An 18,015-nucleotide genomic window follows, 5' to 3' on the forward strand; every position below is an offset into this window, starting at 1 on the left:
GCTACCCCGAATCGTCCGGCTCGCGGGCGCGCGCAGTCCACGCACCCCTGATTGATAAGCCGGCTTCCCATCCAGTGTACGGCGGGCACCGGCGACGGGCATGCGGCGGCACCACGGCTCCGGCGGAACGACGACGGCGCCGCACCCGGTGGGTACGGCGCCGTCGGTTACGGCAGGCGCGGGGATCAGGCCACGTTGTTCTCGTAGTCGTGATCACGCGTCTCACGCGAGATGTAGAGCGCGATGAAGGTGGCGACGGCGGCCACGGTCAGGTAGGCGCCCACCAGCACGGTGCTTCCCCCGGCTGCCTGCCAGAGTGCGACGGCGATGAACGACGCCGGCGCGGCGCCGATCATGCTCGAGACGTTGTACGCCACGGCGGAGCCCGTGTAGCGCACGTTCGCAGGGAACAGCTCCGGCAGCACGGCGGCCATCGGCCCGAACGTCAACCCCATGAGGATGAATCCGAGGATCAGGAGTGCCATGGCGCCGATCGTCCCTGCCCCGAAGAGCGGAGCCCAGAGGAGTCCGAAGACTGCGATACCGACCGTCGTCGCGAGGAGCATCTTGCGGCGTCCGAAGCGCTCGGCCAGCGGACCGGACACGACGGTGAAGATACCGAAGAACACGACGCCGATGATCAGCATCCACAGGAAGTCGGTGCGCGCCATCCCCAGACCGGGGACGAACGCCGCGGCCTGGGCCTCGGTGAACGTGCCGCCGGCGGCCTCGGCCTTCGCCCGGGCCTGCTCCAGGCTCGACGGTGCCGTGCCGTAGGTCAGCGTGAACGCCGTCATGAAGTAGAAGAGGACGTAGGTGGCGAACATGATGAAGGTGCCGAGGATCAGGCGGCGCCAGTGGAGGCGGAAGGTCGTGCCGAGCGGGACCTTCACCACCTTGCCGGTCTTCTGGACCTTCTGGAAGGACGCGCTCTCGATCAGCTTGAGCCGTACGTAGAGGCCGATGATGACCATGACGGCACTCAGCAGGAACGGCACACGCCAGCCCCAGGCGAGGAACTCCTCCGGGCTGAGCGTGGTGCTGAGCAGCACGAACAGCAGGTTGGCCAGGATGAAGCCGATGGGCGCCCCGAGCTGCGGGAAGGTGCCGTAGACGGCCCGCTTGCCCTCGGGAGCGTTCTCGGTGGCGAGCAGCGCAGCACCGCTCCACTCACCGCCCAGCGCGAGGCCCTGGAGGAATCGGAGCACCACCAGGAGCAGCGGCGCGAGGAAGACCCATCCCGGGTTGGTCGCGGCCGGCAGGAGTCCGATGAGGAAGGTGGCGATGCCCATGGTCAGGAGTGAGGCGACCAGGGTCGCCTTGCGCCCGATCTTGTCGCCGAAGTGGCCGAAGACGATGGAGCCGAGCGGACGCGCGACGAACGCGACGCCGAAGACGGCGAACGAGCTGAGGAGCTGGTTCGCGTCGCTCTGGTTGGGGAAGAACAGCGCCGGGAAGACCAGGACGGCGGCCGTGGCGTAGATGTAGAAGTCGTAGAACTCGATCGTCGTGCCGATGAGGCTGGCGAAGATCACCCGGCCCCTGCTGTTCAGGGGCGTGGTTGTCCCGCTGGCACCAGCGGAAGTAGAGGAGGTCATGGCGGCGGCTTTCTCGGACGAGGCGCCGCCGCCAGGTGCACGGAGCCCTCGCGGCACGGCGCCCGTGCTTCGGTTTGAACCCCAATATCAGATCACCGGCGTCCAGCACGTGGATAAGCGTGTCCACCATGCGGACGCCGGGAACCTCCCGCCGGCGGGCCTAGAGGTGCACGTGCAGGCGCCGCGCCGCCTCGGAGATGGACCCGGTCAGCGAGGGGTACACGGTGAACGTGTTCGCGACGTCGTCCACGTGCAGCTTCTTGGTGACGGCGAGCGCGAGCGGGAAGATCAGCTCGGACGCGCGGGGACCGACGACGACGCCGCCGATCACGGTGCCGGAGCCCTTGCGCGAGATCACCTTCACGAAGCCGTCCCTGACGTTCATCATCTTCGCGCGGGCATTGGTATGCAGGGAGAGCTTCACGACGTCCCCCTGGTACCGCCCGGACGCGATGTCCTCCTCGGTCACGCCCACCGTGGCGATCTCCGGCGAGGTGAAGATGTTCGACGCGACCTGCTTGAGCTTGATGGGGCTCACCGAATCACCCATGAGGTGGGCGATCGCGATCCTGCCCTGCATCGCCGCGACAGAGGCCAGGGCGAAGACGCCCGTGCAGTCGCCGGCGGCGTAGACATTGGGCGCGGTGGTGCGGGAGACGCCGTCGACCTGGATGTGGCCGGACTCCCCGACCGCGACGCCGGCATCCTCGAGGCCGATGCCCGCCGTGTTGGGCACGGCACCGACGGCAACGAGGCAGTGGCTGCCCTCGACCGTCCGGCCGTCCGACAGGTGGACGACCACGCCGTCGTCCGTCCGGTTTACGGCATCGGCGCGTGACCGGGACAGGACGGTCATGCCGCGGTCCTTGAACACGCCCTCGAGGACCTCGGCGGCGTCGGCGTCCTCACCGGGGAGCACCCGATCGCGGCTCGAGATCAGGGTGACCTTGGAACCGAGGCCGTTGTAGGCGCTGGCGAACTCGGCTCCGGTGACCCCGGAACCCACCACGATCAGGTGCTCGGGGATCTGCCGGAGGTTGTACAGCTGCGTCCAGTTGAAGATGCGTTCGCCGTCGGGCATGGCACTCGGCAGTTCGCGCGGCGTCGAGCCCACGGCGAGGAGGACGGCGTCCGCCTCGATGACGGAGGTCTCACCCTCCGACTCGACCTCGAGCCGGTGGTTGTCGAGCAGCTTGCCGGTGCCGATGATGACGCGGACGCCGAGACGCTCGAGCGTGGCACGGATGTCGGAGGACTGTTCCACGGCGAGCTTCAGCAGCCGCTGGTTGACCCTGTCGAGATCCGCGAAGACCTTGCTGTCCGCGGAGAAGTGGACGCCGAGCCCGCTCGCGTCGGTGAAGCGCGTCATCGTGTCCGCCGTGGCGATGAGGGTCTTGGACGGCACGACGTCCGTGAGGACCGCCGATCCGCCGAGGCCCTGGCGCTCGACGATGGTCACCTTCGCTCCGAGCGAGGAAGCGACCATGGCCGCTTCGTAGCCGCCGGGCCCTCCGCCCAGGATGGCCAGGCGCAATGAGCTGAAATCGAGTTGATTGGTCACGCGTTCGATTATCGCCCATGCCACCGACACCCCGAAACGGCGGATGCCCCTGCCGTGGGGCTTCGTGGGGTGCCTCGGCCGGTGGTCCGGTCTTTCACCAGAGGGTAAGTTGGATCGGTGACTTCTGATCCTTTTGACCTGGCCCGCGACGCTGCCGACCATATCGCCCGCGCTACCGGCATCGACCGGCACGACACCGCTCTCGTCCTCGGATCCGGCTGGGGAGAGGCGGCCGAACTGATCGGCGAGACCACCGCCACCCTCGACGCCGCCGACATCCCAGGGTTCACCGCACCCGCCGTCGTCGGCCACACCGGCACCATCCGCTCCGTCCTCACGCCGAACGGCAAGCGCGCCCTCGTCCTGGGCGCCCGCACCCACTTCTACGAGGGCAGGGGCGTCCGCGCCGTGGTCCACGGCGTCCGGACCGCAGCCGCCGCGGGTGCGACCACGATGATCCTCACCAACGGGTGCGGTGGGCTGCAGGAGCACTGGCAGCCGGGCACCCCGGTGCTCATCAGCGACCACATCAACCTGACGGCGTCCTCGCCGCTCGAGGGTGCCACGTTCGTCGACCTGACCGACCTCTACTCCTCACGCCTGCGCGCCCTCGCGCGCCAGGTGGACCCGACACTCGACGAGGGCGTGTACGCGCAGTTCACCGGTCCCCACTACGAGACGCCGGCCGAGGTGCAGTACGCGAAGCGCATCGGCGCCGACCTCGTGGGCATGTCGACTGCGCTCGAGGCCATCGCGGCACGCCACGCGGGCATGGAGGTCTTCGGCATCTCACTGGTGACCAATCTCGCCGCCGGCATCTCCCCCGTCCCCCTCAGCCACACCGAGGTCCTCGAGGCCGGCCAGGCCGCAGGGCCGCGCATCTCACGCCTGCTCGCCGACATCGTCGCCACGCTCTAGATCGAACGGGCTCCGACCGGACCCCGTACGCCAGCAGCACCGCAGGCACGCCCGTACGGCAGCCTCCGCCGATCCACGTTAGGGACCACCATGAGCACCTCGGAACTCGACATCCTCCTCGACACCGCCGACGCCTGGGCCGCCGCCGACCCGGATCCCCGGACGGCGGAGGAGCTCCGCACGCTCGTCGGCTCCGTGCGGTCCGCGGACGCGTCCGCCGCCGTGTCGGAGCAGGAGCTGCGGGACCGCTTCTCGGGTCCGCTCGCCTTCGGCACGGCCGGCCTGCGTGCGGCGCTCGGCGCCGGCCCCAACCGCATGAACCGCGTGGTGGTCCGCAGGGCCGCTGCCGGGGTCGCCGCCCACGCCCTCGGCCTCGCCGCCGGTGCCTACGCGCCCCGTGCCGTCGTCGGATTCGATGCCCGCCACAACTCCCGGATCTTCGCCGAGGAGACGGCGGCGATCTTCACCGCGGCCGGCATCGAGACCTTCCTGATGCCGCGTGAACTGCCCACGCCGGTGCTCGCCTACGCCATCCGCGCGCTGCACTGCGAGGTGGGCATCATGGTGACCGCGAGCCACAACCCTCCGCAGGACAACGGGTACAAGGTGTACCTGGGTGGACGGGCCGTCGAGGAGGATGCCCGCGGCGTCCAGATCGTGGCACCGCACGACGCCGGCATCGCCGCCCGCATCGCAGCGGTGGACGCCGTCGACCTCGCCTCCGGGGGCTGGACCGTGCTGCCCGAGAGCATCGAGACGGACTATGTCGCCGCCGTCGCCGGCCTCGCCGACCCGGCGGTGATGGATCGCGACCTCAGGATCGTCCTCACTCCCCTGCACGGCGTGGGCGGGCGCACCGCGCGGGCGGTCCTCGCCGCCGCCGGGTTCGACGACGTCACCGTCGTCGAGCGCCAGGCCGAGCCGGACCCCGACTTCCCCACCGTCGCCTTCCCGAACCCGGAGGAACCCGGCGCCCTCGACCTCGCACTCGAGACCGCTGCCGAGGTCGGTGCGGATCTCGTGATCGCCAATGATCCCGACGCCGACCGCGTGGCACTCGCCGCTCGTGAACCCTCCACCGGCGCCTGGCGCATGCTGCGCGGCGACGAGGTCGGGACGCTCCTCGGCCTGCACCTCGCGGCCCGACTCCCGGACGGCGACGGGACGGGCGCCGAGGGGACGCGCCACCGCGTCTTCGCGAACTCGATCGTGTCCTCCCGCCTCCTCGGGCGGATCGCGGCCGTGTCCGGCATCGACCACATGCAGACGCTGACCGGATTCAAGTGGATCGCCCGAGTGCGGGGCCTGTCCTTCGGCTACGAGGAGGCGCTGGGCTACTGCGTGGCACCGGAACTCGTCCGCGACAAGGACGGTATCTCCGCCGGCCTCCTGCTGGCCGAGCTCGCCGCCGCCACCAAGACCTCCGGCCGCACACTCTTCGACCTGCTGGACGACGCCTTCCTGGTCCACGGCCTGCACGCCTCCGACCAGCTCTCGGTGCGCGTCGGCAGCCTGGGTCTGCTCGGCGCCATGATGAACAGGCTGCGCGAGAACCCGCCGTCGTCGTTCGCCGAATCGGCGGTGAGCATCGCCGACGACCTCGCCCAGGGCTCGGCGCACCTGCCGCCCACGGACGGACTGCTGTACCTGACCCAGGACGAGACGCGGGTGATCATCCGCCCCAGCGGCACCGAGCCGAAATTGAAGTGCTACCTCGAGGTGGTGGAGCCCGTCGGCTCGGCCGCCGAGCTCGACGCGGCCAAGAGTGCCGCCCGTGTGCGCCTGGACGCCGTGAAACGCGATGTCGAGGAAGCCCTCGGCCTCTGACCCTCCCGCTCGCACCCGCTCGCACCCGATGGTCCGGACCGGAGGAATCGGGTGCGGCGACATGGAAAGATGGAGGCCATGCCTACCGATGCATCCCTTGCCTCCTACATCGACCACACGCTCCTGAAGCCCGAAGCCAGCCGTGAGCAGATCCTCACGGTATGCCGCGAGGCCGTCGAGTACTCGTTCAAGTCCGTCTGCGTGAATCCCCTCTGGGTGAGCACCGTGCGCACCGCGGTGAAGGGCAGCGGCGTCCTCACCTGCTCCGTCATCGGCTTCCCGCTCGGCGCCACCACGACCGAGGTCAAGGTCCTCGAGGCCCGCGGCGCCGTCGCCGACGGCGCCGACGAGATCGACATGGTCATCGACATCGCCGCGGCGCGGGCGGGCGACAGGGACGCACTCGTCCAGGACATCCTCGCCGTCGCCGATGCCGTGCACGAGCACGGCGCCCTCCTGAAGGTCATCATCGAGACGTCGCTGCTCTCCGACGAACAGAAAGTGCTTGCATGCGAGGCCGCCGTCGAGGCAGGCGCCGACTTCGTCAAGACCTCCACCGGCTTCAACGGTGGCGGCGCCACCGTGGAGGACGTCGCGCTGATGCGGAGGACCGTGGGCCCCGACCTGGGCGTGAAGGCCTCCGGCGGCGTGCGCTCGCTCGAGGATGCACGCGCCATGATCGACGCCGGTGCAACGCGTATCGGCGCGAGCTCCGGAGTCGCTATCGTTAAGGGAGAACAGGGCGCTGCAGGCTACTGACGGCGCAGCAGATCCATCACGCAAGGAGATCCAATGTCACACCCGACAAACGCCGAGAGCCAGCCCGCCCACGCCGGCAAGGGCCACCTCGTCGGCAACATCGTGTGGTTCGTGCTGATCTTCGGTGCGTTCCTGCTCAGCATGTACCTGCTGACGTGGTTCACGCCGCAGAACGTCTGGCCGATGGCCGTGATCGTCGTCGTCGCGTTCCTCGTCTTCTACATCCCCCAGGGCATCCTCGGGCGCGCCGACACCGGCTTCAACCTCGCCGAGGGCAACCGGACCGACGAGAAGGAGACCTCGACGAGCGTCAGTTCCTGATGTAGTACCGGGCGCCCGGCAGCGCCACCCCGGACACGGAAGAGGCCGTCCCCGCAGGGACGGCCTCTTCCTCGTCTCCGGGAAGGAGAACAGGCAGCAGCACGGACCGCGACTACGCCGTGAACACCGCGTCGAGGACGTTCTTCGCCCAGTCGAGGATCTCGGCGTCGACGAGGTCCCTGCCACCGATCCGCGCGGTCTTCGGCTTGGGCACGAGCACGGCGTTCAGCGCCGGCTTGATCGCCGCCCCGGGGTACATCCGCGTGAGGCGCATCTGCTTGGACTCGGGCAGCTCGGCAGGGGCGAACTTGATGAAGTTCCCCTGCAGCGCCACGTCCGTGAGGCCGAGCGCGCGGGCCGCGACCCGGAAGCGGGCCACGGACACCAGGTTCTGGACGGCTGCGGGCGGCTCCCCGTAACGGTCCTTCAGCTCGGCGACGACGGCGTCGATCGCCTCGTCGGTGACGGCGGCGGCGAGCTTCCGGTACGCCTCCAGACGCAGCCGCTCCCCCGGCACGTAGTCGTGCGGCAGGTGCGCGTTGACCGGCAGCTCGATCTTCATCTCCGCCGCCTTCTCCTCGGCCTCGCCCCGGAAATTGGCGACGGCCTCCCCGACGAGGCGGATGTAGAGGTCGAAGCCGACGCCCTGGATGTGGCCGGACTGCTCACCCCCCAGCAGGTTGCCCGCGCCGCGGATCTCGAGGTCCTTCATGGCCAGCTGCATGCCCGCGCCGAGCTCGTTGTGGGCCGCGACGGCCTTGAGCCGCTCGAGGGCCACTTCACCGAGTGGCTTCTCGGACGGGTACAGGAAGTACGCGTAGGCCCGCTCGCGCCCACGGCCCACGCGGCCGCGGAGCTGATGGAGCTGCGACAGCCCGTAGGAGTCGGCGCGGTCGACGATGAGGGTGTTGGCGTTGGAGATGTCCAGGCCGGTCTCGATGATGGTGGTGCAGACGAGGACGTCGAACCGCTTCTCCCAGAAGTCGACGATGATCTGCTCGAGGCGCGACTCCGTCATCTGGCCGTGCGCCACGGCCACGCGCGCCTCGGGCACCAGCTCCTTGAGGTGTGCCGCCGTGCGGTCGATCGAGGAGACGCGGTTGTGCACGAAGAACACCTGCCCCTCCCGCATCAGTTCGCGCCGGATGGCCGCCGACGCCTGCTTGTCCGTGTAGGGGCCCACATACGTGAGCACGGGGTGGCGCTCCTCCGGCGGCGTCGCGAGCGTCGAGGTCTCGCGGATGCCCGTGAGTGACATCTCGAGCGTGCGCGGGATCGGCGTCGCGCTCATCGCCAGGACGTCCACGTTGGTGCGCATCTTCTTCAGCGCTTCCTTGTGCTCCACGCCGAACCGCTGCTCCTCGTCGACGATCACGAGCCCGAGATCCTTGAAGGAGACCTCCTTGGACAGCAGCCGGTGGGTACCGATCACGACGTCGACGGCACCCGAGGTCAGGCCCTCCGCCGTCTCACGCGACTCCTTCGCGGTCTGGAACCGCGACAGCGCGCGGACCCGCACCGGGAAGCCCGAGAAACGCTCGGAGAACGTCTCGAAGTGCTGCTGGACCAGCAGCGTCGTGGGCACGAGCACGGCGACCTGCTTGCCGTCCTGCACGGCCTTGAACGCCGCGCGCACCGCGATCTCGGTCTTGCCGTAGCCGACGTCACCCGAGACGAGACGGTCCATCGGGACCTCGCGCTCCATGTCGGCCTTGACCTCGTTGATCGTGGTCAGCTGGTCGGGGGTCTCGACGTAGGGGAACGCCTCCTCGAGCTCGCGCTGCCAGGGCGTGTCGGGTCCGAACGCGTGGCCCCGTGAGGCCATGCGCGCCGAGTAGAGGCGGATGAGCTCGCCGGCGATCTCCTTGACCGCCTTGCGCGCCTGGTTCTTGGTCTTGCTCCAGTCCGAGCCGCCCATCTTGCTGAGGGCCGGGGCGTCTCCCCCGACGTAGCGCGTCACCTGGTCGAGCTGGTCCGTGGGCACGAAGAGGCGGTCCCCCGGTGCTCCGCGCTTGGACGGCGCGTACTCGAGGACGAGGTACTCGCGGGTGGTGCGGGTGGGGCCGGCGCCCGTGGAGCGCTGCAGGAGTTCGACGAACTTCGCCACGCCGTGCTGCTCGTGGACGACGAAGTCACCCTCCTTGAGCTGCAGGGGGTCGACGGCGTTCCGGCGGCGCGAGGGCATCTTGCGCATGTCGCGCGTACCCGCGGCGCTCGTCCGCCCGAGCAGGTCGGCCTCGGTGAGGAGGCCCAGCTTGAGCCCGTCCACCACGAAGCCGCGGCCCGCGCAGGCCGTGGTGATCTCGATGATGCCCGCCTGCGGGGGTCCGTCGAGCGAATCGACCCGGCTGGCCGGGATGTCGTTGTCGGAGAAGAGCTCGGCGAGGCGCTGGGCCGGGCCGGGGCCCTCCGTGGCGACGACGACGCGCCACTGGTCGCGCACGCGGCCGCCGATGAAGTCCATCATCTCGGCGACGTCACCCTGGTAGCCGCGCGGTTCGCGCGCGTGCAGGGAGAAGCTGTCGACATCGCTCAGCTCCTCGTCCGCACCGAAGCTCGTGATGCCCCACCAGGCGACCGAGTTCGCGAGCGCCGTCGAGCGGGTGTCGGTGAGGGAGCGGAAGCTCGCCTCCTGCAGGTCGGTGCCGAGGCGGCCGCCGAGGTCCAGCGGGGCCGCGCCGCCGTCGGATGCCGTGGCCCACGCGGCTGCGAGGAATTCCTCGTTGGTGGCGGCGAGGTCGTGGGCGCGGGCGCGGACCTTCTCGGGTTCCATGACGACGGCGATCGACCCGGGTGGCAGCTCGCCCGCGAACGGCACCATCGCATCGACCAGCACCGGAGCGAGGGACTCCATGCCCTCGACGGCGATGCCGCCGGCGATCTTCTCGAGCATCGATGCCGCGGCCGGCAGCTCGGACTGCAGTGTCGCGGCCCGCGACATGACGGACGGGGTGATGAGGATCTCGCGGCACGGCGGGGCGTACAGGGCGGCAGGAGGCTCCCCCGTGGTGAGGGATCGCTGGTCGGCGACGGCGAACCAGCGCATCTGGTCCACCTCGTCGCCGAAGAAGTCGACGCGGATCGGGTGGTCCTCGGTGGGCGGGAAGACGTCGATGATGCCGCCGCGCACGGCGAACTCGCCGCGGTGCGTGACCATGTCCACCCGGGCGTACGCGGCGTCGGAGAGGGCCTTCACGACGTCGGAGAAGGCCACCTCGTCGCCGACCTTCAGCGCCACGGGCTCCAGGTCGCCGAGTCCGGCGACGAGCGGCTGGAGGACGGCGCGGATCGGTGCGGTGATGACCAGAACGGGCGAGCCCCCCGGGTGGGCGAGCCGGCGCAGGACGGACAGGCGGCGTCCGACGGTGTCTGAGCGCGGCGAGAGCCGTTCATGCGGCAGTGTCTCCCAGGAGGGGAACTCCTCGATGGCGCTCTCGGGCAGGTAGCTGCGCAGCGCCGCGGCGAGGTCCTCCGCTTCCCGCCCCGTGGCCGTGATCGCGAGGACCACCGGCACCGCTGCGTCGCCGGTGGAACCGGAACCCACCGAGGCGAGGCCCTCGACCATCTCGGCGATCAGCGGGGCGCGCATGCCGGCGGGCGCCCCGATCTGCAGGTCCGCGCTGCGCTGCTCCACCGGCCGGGAGGCATTGGTCCGTACGCGCGCGTAGGACGCATCCTCGGCAAGCGCCGTGCGCAATCCGTTCAGGCTCATGGTGTTCCAGGCTCCTCATGCATGGGTTCCACCGCCCCTGCCGCGGTTCGACGGCGGCGGAGACAGCACAAGAGCCCGGAAAGACGAATCGTTCCCGGGATGATTCCACAGTACCAAGCCGTCCTGACGCTTTCCCGACGACCGGGAGGGCCCCGGCACGGCCGATCGGCCAGGCCGTAGGATTGCGGAAGACCCTGCCCACCGCCCTGCGCACCCGCGCGACCATTCCTGGAGGAACCTTGGCACTGAACGCGTCCACCACGCTCCCCTACGACACCGCGACCGTGCTCGGAGTCTTCACCGACGAGGGCTTCGTGCGCCACATGAGCGAGTACGTCGGAGGCTCCCTGGAATCCCTCACGCTCGACGGCGACACCGCCGGGGCGTTCACGCTGACCGCCGTCCGCACCATGCCCACCCACCGGCTGCCGGACATGGCCCGGAAGTTCGTCGGAGAGACCCTCTCCGTCACGCAGACCGAGCACTGGGATGCACCGGCGGCCGACGGCTCGCGCCGGGCGACGCTCGAGATGACGGTCGCGGGAGTCCCGCTGAACGTCGCCGCGGTCCAGCGGCTGATCGCCCAGGGCACGGACACCGTCGTGGACCTCCAGGGCAACGTCACCTCGTCCATCCCCTTCCTGGGCGGGAAGATCGCCGGCGCGGCCGAGCCCATGATCGGCAAGGCACTCAACGTGCAGGCGGTCGAGGCCCGTAAGTGGCTCGAGAGCCGCTGACCGCCGGAGCCCCGGACACGTCGTCCTCCCCGCAGCACCGTTCCGCCCACCGAAAGACATGACCGTGCACCTGCCCACACCCCTCGCCCTGATCCTGATCCTCGCCGGCGTCTGGACCCTGATCGTCTGGCCACCCTTCCTGCGCCGCATCCTCAAGGATCCGAGGGCCCGGGACGAGAAGGGCGCGGCCACGCGGTTCCTGACCGTGCACATCATGCTCATCTCGACGTCGATGATCCTGGGAGCGGCCACCGCGGTGATCGGCGTCCGGGCCCTTCTCGCCTGAGGCACCGCCGCTCGCACCACATCCGCCCCACCCAGGAGACCGATGGCACACGAGAACCCGAAGGCGTCCGGCGCCCATCCCGTGATCCTGCAGCGCTCCAGCTATCCGGAGTACCTGCGCATCACCGAGATCCTCCGCAAGGAGACGGTGGGCGGGATCCTGCTGCTGATCGCGAGCGCCATCGCCATCATCTGGGCCAACTCCCCGTTCTCGGAGTCCTACTTCGCCATCCGTGATCTGGAGTTCGGCTACGAGCCGTGGCACCTGAAGCTGTCCGTCGGCGCCTGGGCCTCGGACGGCCTCCTGGCCGTGTTCTTCTTCCTCACCGGCCTCGAGCTCAAGCGCGAATTCGTCGCCGGCGACCTGCGCCGGATCAGCCGGGCCATCGTGCCCGTCGCGGCCGCATTCGGCGGCGTCGTCGTCCCCGCCCTCGTCTACACGGTCGTGAACCTGTCCTCGCCGGACACCCTGCGCGGCTGGGCGATCCCCACCGCGACGGACATCGCCTTCGCCCTGGCCGTCCTCGCCGTCATCGGCTCCCACCTGCCCGGCGCCCTGCGGATCTTCCTGCTGACCCTCGCCGTCGTCGATGACCTCATCGCGATCGCGATCATCGCGTTCTTCTACTCCGAGGACGTCCACCTGACCTTCCTGCTGTGGATGATCCTCCCCCTGGGACTGTTCGCGCTCCTCGCCCAGCGCAGACCCCGGTTCTTCGGCAGCACCACGCGCGGCCCGTGGCTGGTCCTCCTGCCGCTGGGCATCATCACCTGGGCCCTGATGCATGCCTCCGGTGTCCACGCCACCGTCGCCGGGGTACTGCTCGGTTTCTGCGTGCCCGTGCTGCGGAAGTCCGGCGGTAAGCCGGCCCTGCCCCGACCGGGCAAGCCCGGACTCGCCGAGGTCCTCGAGCATCGCTTCCGTCCCCTGTCCACCGGTTTCGCCGTGCCGGTCTTCGCGTTCTTCTCGGCGGGCGTCGCGATCGGCGGGGCGGAGGGTTTCGCGTCGGCCCTCACCGACCCGGTCCTCATCGGCATCGTCCTGGGCCTGGTCCTGGGCAAGCCCGTCGGGATCATGCTGACCACGTTCCTCGTCACCAAGACCACCAGGGCGAACCTCGACCCTGGCCTGAGTTGGTGGGACCTGTTCGGCGTCGGCCTCCTCGCGGGCGTGGGCTTCACCGTCTCCCTGCTCGTCAACGACCTCAGCTTCGGCTCCGGCACGGAGCACGACGACCATGCGAAGGTCGCCATCCTCACCGCGTCCCTCACCGCGGCCCTGCTCTCCAGCGTGGTGCTCAGGACCCGCAACCGCCACTACCGCCGCATCGAGGAACAGGAGACCGTCGACACCGACCACGACGGCGTCCCCGACCTCTTCGAGGACCGCGAGGACTAGGATCCTGCCATGGCCGATCGGGGGAAGGCAGCTCGGAGCGGGGACCTGACGGAGTCCGGCCGGGTCACCGTACGGAAGCGGCACGGCCGGCGCATCATCCTGAGTGAACTCGCGCTGACCGTCACGTTCACGCTCTGCGTGGCGCTCGGACTCCTCGAGCGGGACGATCTGGCATCGGCCGAGGCCTTCCTCGCCGGCTGGGCCCTCAACGTGCTCGTCCTGGTGCTCTGCTGCGTTGTGCCCTGGTTCCGTATCCCGAACAGGTGGGTCATCCTCGTCCCCCTGGCGGACTTCGTGGCGGTCGGACTCGCGCGTGCAGCGGCCGGCGAGAGCCTCTCCGGCGTGGGACTCCTGGCAGCATTCCCCGTGGTCTGGATCGCGGCCTCCCGGGTGCGGACCGTGACGGCAGCCTCGGTGACCGTCGTCGCCTCCCTCGCGATCGTCTGGCTCCCCCTGCTGCTCCAGCCCGCACCGGTGGCCCTCGACTCCTTCATCCAGCCGATCCTGCTGCCCATCATGCTCACGGGCCTGGCACTGTTCGTCAGTGCCCTCACCAAGGACAACCGGCGGCGGCAGGAAGCACTGCGTGCGTCGCAGGCAGCGCTGCGCGAGAGCGTCGAGGCCGGCCGGCGGCGCGAGCGCCTGCTGGGAACCGTGCTGGACACCGTCAGCGTGGGACTCCTCGCCGTGGATGCGGACGGCCACGACATCCTGATGAACGCCCGGCAGCGGGAAGCACACTCCGGGGCGGCTCCCGACGGCAACGACGATCCGAACGAGGCGGAGCTCCTCATCTTCGGTCCGGACCGCGTGACGCCCCTCCCTCCGGAGGACCGTCCCGTGGCCCGCGCCATCAGGGGCGAGGATCTCGAATCCGAGCAGGTCTGGGTGGGTCCTCCCCGCTCCCAGCGGGCCCTCAGCATCTTCTCGCACTCCATGTACGACGACGACGGTGGGTTCGCGGGGACGGTGGTGTCCTTCAACGACGTGACGGAACTGGTGCTCGCGCTCCAGGCGAAGGACGACTTCCTCTCGAACGTCTCGCACGAGTTCCGTACTCCGCTGACCTCCATCCTCGGGTACCTCGAGCTGAGCCTCGAACTCGGCGAGTCCCTGCCGGAGGATGTCACCGGGTACATCGAGGTGGCGCGGCGCAACGCCGTGCGGCTCGAGCAACTGGTCGAGGACCTGCTGGCCATCAATGCGGGCACCTTCGAGGTCCACCCCGTGACGACCGACATCGGCAGGACCCTCGCCGAGGCGGCGTCGTCCGCCTACGTGCGCGCCTCCCGCGCGGGACTGCATCTCGTCAACCACGCACCGTCGTCGCTGAAGGCCGTGGTGGATCCCATCCGGCTCGCCCAGGCGGTGGACAACCTGCTCACCAACGCCATCAAGTACAACAGGCGGGGCGGCAGCATCACACTGGACGCATCGCTGGACGACGACGGCGTGCGGGTGGAGGTCGCGGACACGGGCATCGGGATCGAGGCCGAGGAGCTGCACCAGGTGTTCGACCGCTTCTTCCGCTCGCCCTCGGTCCGTACCTCGGCGGTGCCGGGCGTGGGACTCGGCCTGCTGATCACCAAGAGCATCGTCAGCGAGCACGGCGGATCCATCACCGTCACGAGCGAACCCGGGCAGGGGACGTGCTTCACGATGCTCCTGCCCCAAGCCGGTCCGGGAACGGCCGGGAGTCCGGGCTAGGCGTTGGCGGCCAGGAGCGATTCCTCGAGCGCGACCCACGCGAGCATGGCGCACTTGACCCTCGCGGGGAAGCGGGAGACACCGGAGAATGCCGCGGCGTCGCCGAGCACTTCCTCGTCGGCCTCGATCCGACCACGCGAGCGCATCACCTCGCGGAACGAGTCCACGAGGGAGATCACCTCGTCCCGCGGCAGTCCCTGCGCCAGATCGGTGAGGACGGAGGCCGAGGCCATGGAGATGGCACAGCCGGCCCCGTCCCAGCTCACGGACATCACCGTGCCGTCGGCCACCCCTGCCCGGAGGGTGATCTCGTCACCGCACACGGGATTCAGCTGGTGGGACTCCCCCGACCGGCCCGCGCCGTCGTACTCGCGGAGCGGGGAACCGTGCCGCGCCTTCGCGTGGTCGAGGATGATCTGCTGGTACAGCTGTTCGAGGCCGGTGCTCATTCAGGATGCTCCAAAGAAGGGACGGACCTGCGCGACGGCGTCCAGGAACGCGTCCACCTCGTCCGTCGTGTTGTAGAGGTACGTGCTGGCGCGCGTGGTCGCCGTGAGGCCGAACCGCCGATGGAGCGGTTGGGCACAGTGGTGCCCCACCCGGACGGCGATGCCCTTGTCGTCGAGGAACTGACCGACGTCGTGCGCGTGCACGCCGTCGACGTCGAACGCGGCCAGTCCGATGCGCGGCAGGCCCGCGCCCGGACCCAGCACACGGATGCCGTCGATGGAGCCGAGACCTTCGACGAGCCTGGCTCCGAGGGTTCCCTCCCATGCCTCGATCCGTCGCATGCCGGTCTCCGCGAGGTAGTTCGCCGCGGCACCGAGGGCGATGGCCTGCGAGATGCGCTGCGTACCCGCCTCGAAGCGGTTCGGCGACGGGAGGTATTCGGCCCGCTCCATCGTCACCGTGGTGATCATGGAGCCGCCGGTCAGGAAGGGCGGCATGGCGTCGAGCAGCTCGGCGCGCCCGTAGAGCGCGCCGATCCCGGTCGGACCGAGCATCTTGTGGCCGGAGAACACCAGGAAGTCGACGTCGAGGGCCTTCACGTCCACGGGCAGGTGCGGCACCGACTGGCACGCGTCGAGCAGGGTGAGCGCCCCCACGGACCGGGCGAGCTGGACGAGCTCACGGACCGGATTGATGGTGCCGAGGACGTTCGAGGCATGCGAGAATGCGACGAGCCTCGTCGCGGGGGTGATCACCGCAGCGGCGTCCTCCAGCCGGAGCGTCCCGTCGTCACCGACCGGGAGGAAGTGGAGCTCGGCCCCGGTGCGGGCGGCGAGCTCCTGCCACGGGACGAGATTGGCGTGGTGCTCCATCTCGGTGACGACGATGCGGTCGCCCGGGCCCACGGCGAAGCGCCGGGCCGCCGCGCCGCCCCGTCCGAGGGCTGCATTGGACATCGCGTAGGCCACGAGATTGATGCCCTCGGTCGCGTTCGAGGTCCAGACGAGCTCACCGGCGCGGGCGCCGACGAACCGGGCGACGGCGGCACGGGCGTCCTCGTAGGCATCGGTCGCCTCGACCGCGAGGGTGTGGGCACCACGATGGACAGCCGCGTTGCGCTGCTCGTAGAACTCCTGCTCCGCCTCCATCACGCTCACGGGATTCTGGGAGGTGGCGCCGGAGTCGAGGTAGACGAGCGGCCGGCCGTTGACCTCGGTGCCGAGGATCGGGAAGTCGTTGCGGATGCGGTGGACCTCGGCATCGGTCAGCCCGGCATCGGACGGGGTGAGTGTGACGGGTGTTTCAACCACGGGCACGTCGAGCTCCTCGGATCGGGTATCTCCTGCGGCAATTACGCAAGGATTCTCTGCCCTAATCGTCCCACCTCGGGGCCCGTTGGGGCATCCCAGTGCTACCTAACTACGGAGCCCCTGACGTGTGCGGCATCAGGAGTCCCCCGACTCCACGATCGACGCGACGACCTCGTCCCGGTACTTGCCCGGCGCGTGATGCTCCTGCGCTCGGAGCCTGTCCTGGACGGCGAGCCCGCTCCACCGGGCCCAGTCGTCGACGATCGCCTCGATGGCCGATGCGAGCCGACCGACGTCGTCCGGTTCGACGAAATGGACGCTGCCGAACCCGTCCCCCGCCTCGAGCAGTCCGGGCATCGCGGAGACGACAGCGGGACGGGCCGCGAGCATGGCCTCGACCACGGTGTTCCCGAACGACTCGTCGAGCCGCGCCGGGATCAGGACGATGTCGGCGTCGTCGAGCGATGCCCAGACGTCCTCGCGGAAGCCCACCATCCGCACGGAGTCCTGCAGTCCCGTGCGCTGGATCCTGTCCTCGAGCTCGCGTGCGTAGTCCTCGTTGCCGCCGAACACCGCCCCCACGACGTCCAGGCGAGCCACCCGCCCCCTGCGCCTCAGTTCGGCCACGGCGTCGATCGCGACATCCACGCCCTTGCGGTGCGAGATCCGACCGAAGTAGATGAGCCGGACGGGGTCGGAGAGCTCCTCCCGGGGGCGCCTCACGGACGCGGGTCCGGCGACGCCGTTGTACACGACCTGCGCCCGGGCGGCCGTCCGCGGCAAGGACTGGCCCAAGACCTTCACGGTGTACCGGCTGTTGGCGATCAGTTCCGACGAGAAGAGGAGCGGCAGGGCCAGGAGGTGCCGGATGATCGGGCGCACATGGCCTTCCGCCTCGTGGATGTGGACCAGGACCCGGCATCCGGCCAGGCGCGCGATGATGGGCCACCAGGGAATGCTGAGCGTGCTCACGTAGACGATGTCCGGCCGGTTCCGGGCGAGGAACACGGAGATCCGGACGATGGACTGCGCACTCCCCGCGACCAGCGACAGGACCCCCCTCGCGGAGAGGAGACTCTTCCGCAGCACGAGGCTCGGCACGATCACCGGGACCGCGTGTCGGGCACTCACACGGGCCAGGAGCGGTCCGTCGTTCGGCACGACGACGACGACGTCCGCACCCGAGGTGGACAGCCCCTCGAGGGTCTCGAGCATCATCCTGTCCGAGCCATAGAGGTCCGCCGAGGGATGAGCGATGACGATCTTCTGTCCGGTCAAGTCCATGGGAGCCTTCGCTAGCAGTGTCGGGGACGATCCGGCGTCGTCGGGAACGGGTCCCTCGGCCGGTGGTCCTCATGATAAGCCGACGGACCGGCGCGGGCAGGGGGTCCTCCCGGGGACGAGCACCGGGCGGCACCGTTCCCTCGAACC

Annotated in this window: 14 protein-coding genes; 8 read left to right on the forward strand and 6 right to left on the reverse strand. The window is 69.7% G+C overall.

Features of this window, described 5'->3' with window-relative positions; translation table 11 throughout:
- Window positions 1-185: 185 nt before the first annotated feature.
- Together AC0Z9V_RS09840 and AC0Z9V_RS09845 are read right to left on the reverse strand one after the other, a co-directional pair.
- A complete protein-coding gene (locus tag AC0Z9V_RS09840) occupies window positions 186-1,598 on the reverse strand; it encodes an MFS transporter (RefSeq protein ID WP_133082068.1) in 1,413 nt (470 codons plus the stop codon).
- Window positions 1,599-1,758: 160 nt separating this feature from the next.
- Complete coding sequence (locus AC0Z9V_RS09845) at window positions 1,759-3,159, reverse strand: NAD(P)H-quinone dehydrogenase (RefSeq protein ID WP_208740702.1); 1,401 nt, start codon at window positions 3,157-3,159, stop codon at window positions 1,759-1,761.
- A gap of 117 nt (window positions 3,160-3,276) precedes the next feature.
- On the opposite strand from AC0Z9V_RS09845, the gene AC0Z9V_RS09850 reads away from it, so the two are divergent.
- The 4 genes from AC0Z9V_RS09850 (at window position 3,277) to AC0Z9V_RS09865 (ending at window position 6,984) form a co-directional block, all read left to right on the forward strand.
- A complete protein-coding gene (locus AC0Z9V_RS09850) occupies window positions 3,277-4,077 on the forward strand; it encodes a purine-nucleoside phosphorylase (protein ID WP_133082066.1) in 801 nt (266 codons plus the stop codon).
- 90 nt (window positions 4,078-4,167) lie between these two features.
- Window positions 4,168-5,904 carry a phospho-sugar mutase gene (locus AC0Z9V_RS09855; protein ID WP_485141399.1) on the forward strand — a complete coding sequence of 579 codons (1,737 nt, stop codon included), beginning with the start codon at window positions 4,168-4,170 and terminating at the stop codon, window positions 5,902-5,904.
- A 78-nt stretch (window positions 5,905-5,982) separates the two neighbouring features.
- Window positions 5,983-6,663, forward strand: coding sequence for a deoxyribose-phosphate aldolase (gene deoC / locus AC0Z9V_RS09860; protein WP_485141400.1), 681 nt, complete (start codon window positions 5,983-5,985; stop codon window positions 6,661-6,663).
- A 33-nt stretch (window positions 6,664-6,696) separates the two neighbouring features.
- Entirely contained in the window at window positions 6,697-6,984 is a 288-nt protein-coding gene (locus tag AC0Z9V_RS09865) for a hypothetical protein (RefSeq protein WP_133082063.1), read from the forward strand.
- Between the two features lie 112 nt (window positions 6,985-7,096).
- Here AC0Z9V_RS09865 and mfd read toward each other — a convergent pair whose 3' ends face one another.
- Entirely contained in the window at window positions 7,097-10,696 is a 3,600-nt protein-coding gene (gene mfd / locus AC0Z9V_RS09870; protein ID WP_485141401.1) for a transcription-repair coupling factor, read from the reverse strand.
- Between the two features lie 239 nt (window positions 10,697-10,935).
- Here mfd and AC0Z9V_RS09875 point away from each other — a divergent pair, with 239 nt between their 5' ends.
- From AC0Z9V_RS09875 to AC0Z9V_RS09890, 4 genes are read left to right on the forward strand one after another with little or no spacing between them, the layout of a single operon-like run.
- Window positions 10,936-11,433: a DUF2505 domain-containing protein gene (locus AC0Z9V_RS09875; RefSeq protein WP_133082061.1), complete on the forward strand. Its 498-nt coding sequence runs from the start codon at window positions 10,936-10,938 to the stop codon at window positions 11,431-11,433.
- A 58-nt stretch (window positions 11,434-11,491) separates the two neighbouring features.
- A complete protein-coding gene (locus AC0Z9V_RS09880) occupies window positions 11,492-11,719 on the forward strand; it encodes an SCO4848 family membrane protein (RefSeq protein ID WP_133082060.1) in 228 nt (75 codons plus the stop codon).
- Between the two features lie 42 nt (window positions 11,720-11,761).
- Window positions 11,762-13,117 (forward strand): Na+/H+ antiporter NhaA, encoded by a 1,356-nt coding sequence (nhaA, locus tag AC0Z9V_RS09885; RefSeq protein WP_459269260.1) that lies wholly within the window; start codon window positions 11,762-11,764, stop codon window positions 13,115-13,117.
- A gap of 9 nt (window positions 13,118-13,126) precedes the next feature.
- On the forward strand, window positions 13,127-14,824 hold the full coding sequence (locus tag AC0Z9V_RS09890) for an ATP-binding protein (protein ID WP_133082058.1): 1,698 nt from the start codon (window positions 13,127-13,129) through the stop codon (window positions 14,822-14,824).
- On the opposite strand, the gene sufU is transcribed toward AC0Z9V_RS09890, so the two are convergent.
- The 3 genes from sufU to AC0Z9V_RS09905 form a co-directional block, all read right to left on the reverse strand.
- Window positions 14,821-15,273 (reverse strand): Fe-S cluster assembly sulfur transfer protein SufU, encoded by a 453-nt coding sequence (gene sufU, locus AC0Z9V_RS09895; protein WP_133082057.1) that lies wholly within the window; start codon window positions 15,271-15,273, stop codon window positions 14,821-14,823. The genes AC0Z9V_RS09890 and sufU overlap by 4 nt on opposite strands.
- Window positions 15,274-16,590, reverse strand: a complete 1,317-nt coding sequence (locus AC0Z9V_RS09900; RefSeq protein WP_459269258.1) for an aminotransferase class V-fold PLP-dependent enzyme — start codon at window positions 16,588-16,590, stop codon at window positions 15,274-15,276. It abuts the gene before it with no gap.
- Window positions 16,591-16,719: 129 nt separating this feature from the next.
- Window positions 16,720-17,868 (reverse strand): glycosyltransferase family 4 protein, encoded by a 1,149-nt coding sequence (locus AC0Z9V_RS09905; RefSeq protein WP_133082056.1) that lies wholly within the window; start codon window positions 17,866-17,868, stop codon window positions 16,720-16,722.
- Window positions 17,869-18,015 lie beyond the last annotated feature (147 nt).

This window comes from Arthrobacter sp. UYP4 (assembly GCF_057291175.1).

Excerpts from the sequence above, each read along its gene's own strand:
- AC0Z9V_RS09905 (WP_133082056.1), bottom strand. The coding sequence starts at position 17,868 with ATGGACTTGACCGGACAGAAGATCGTCATCGCTCATCCCTCGGCGGAC.
- AC0Z9V_RS09880 (WP_133082060.1), top strand. The coding sequence starts at position 11,492 with ATGACCGTGCACCTGCCCACACCCCTCGCCCTGATCCTGATCCTCGCC.
- AC0Z9V_RS09855 (WP_485141399.1), top strand. The coding sequence starts at position 4,168 with ATGAGCACCTCGGAACTCGACATCCTCCTCGACACCGCCGACGCCTGG.
- AC0Z9V_RS09865 (WP_133082063.1), top strand. The coding sequence starts at position 6,697 with ATGTCACACCCGACAAACGCCGAGAGCCAGCCCGCCCACGCCGGCAAG.
- nhaA (WP_459269260.1), top strand. The coding sequence starts at position 11,762 with ATGGCACACGAGAACCCGAAGGCGTCCGGCGCCCATCCCGTGATCCTG.
- AC0Z9V_RS09890 (WP_133082058.1), top strand. The coding sequence starts at position 13,127 with ATGGCCGATCGGGGGAAGGCAGCTCGGAGCGGGGACCTGACGGAGTCC.
- sufU (WP_133082057.1), bottom strand. The coding sequence starts at position 15,273 with ATGAGCACCGGCCTCGAACAGCTGTACCAGCAGATCATCCTCGACCAC.
- mfd (WP_485141401.1), bottom strand. The coding sequence starts at position 10,696 with ATGAGCCTGAACGGATTGCGCACGGCGCTTGCCGAGGATGCGTCCTAC.
- AC0Z9V_RS09840 (WP_133082068.1), bottom strand. The coding sequence starts at position 1,598 with ATGACCTCCTCTACTTCCGCTGGTGCCAGCGGGACAACCACGCCCCTG.
- deoC (WP_485141400.1), top strand. The coding sequence starts at position 5,983 with ATGCCTACCGATGCATCCCTTGCCTCCTACATCGACCACACGCTCCTG.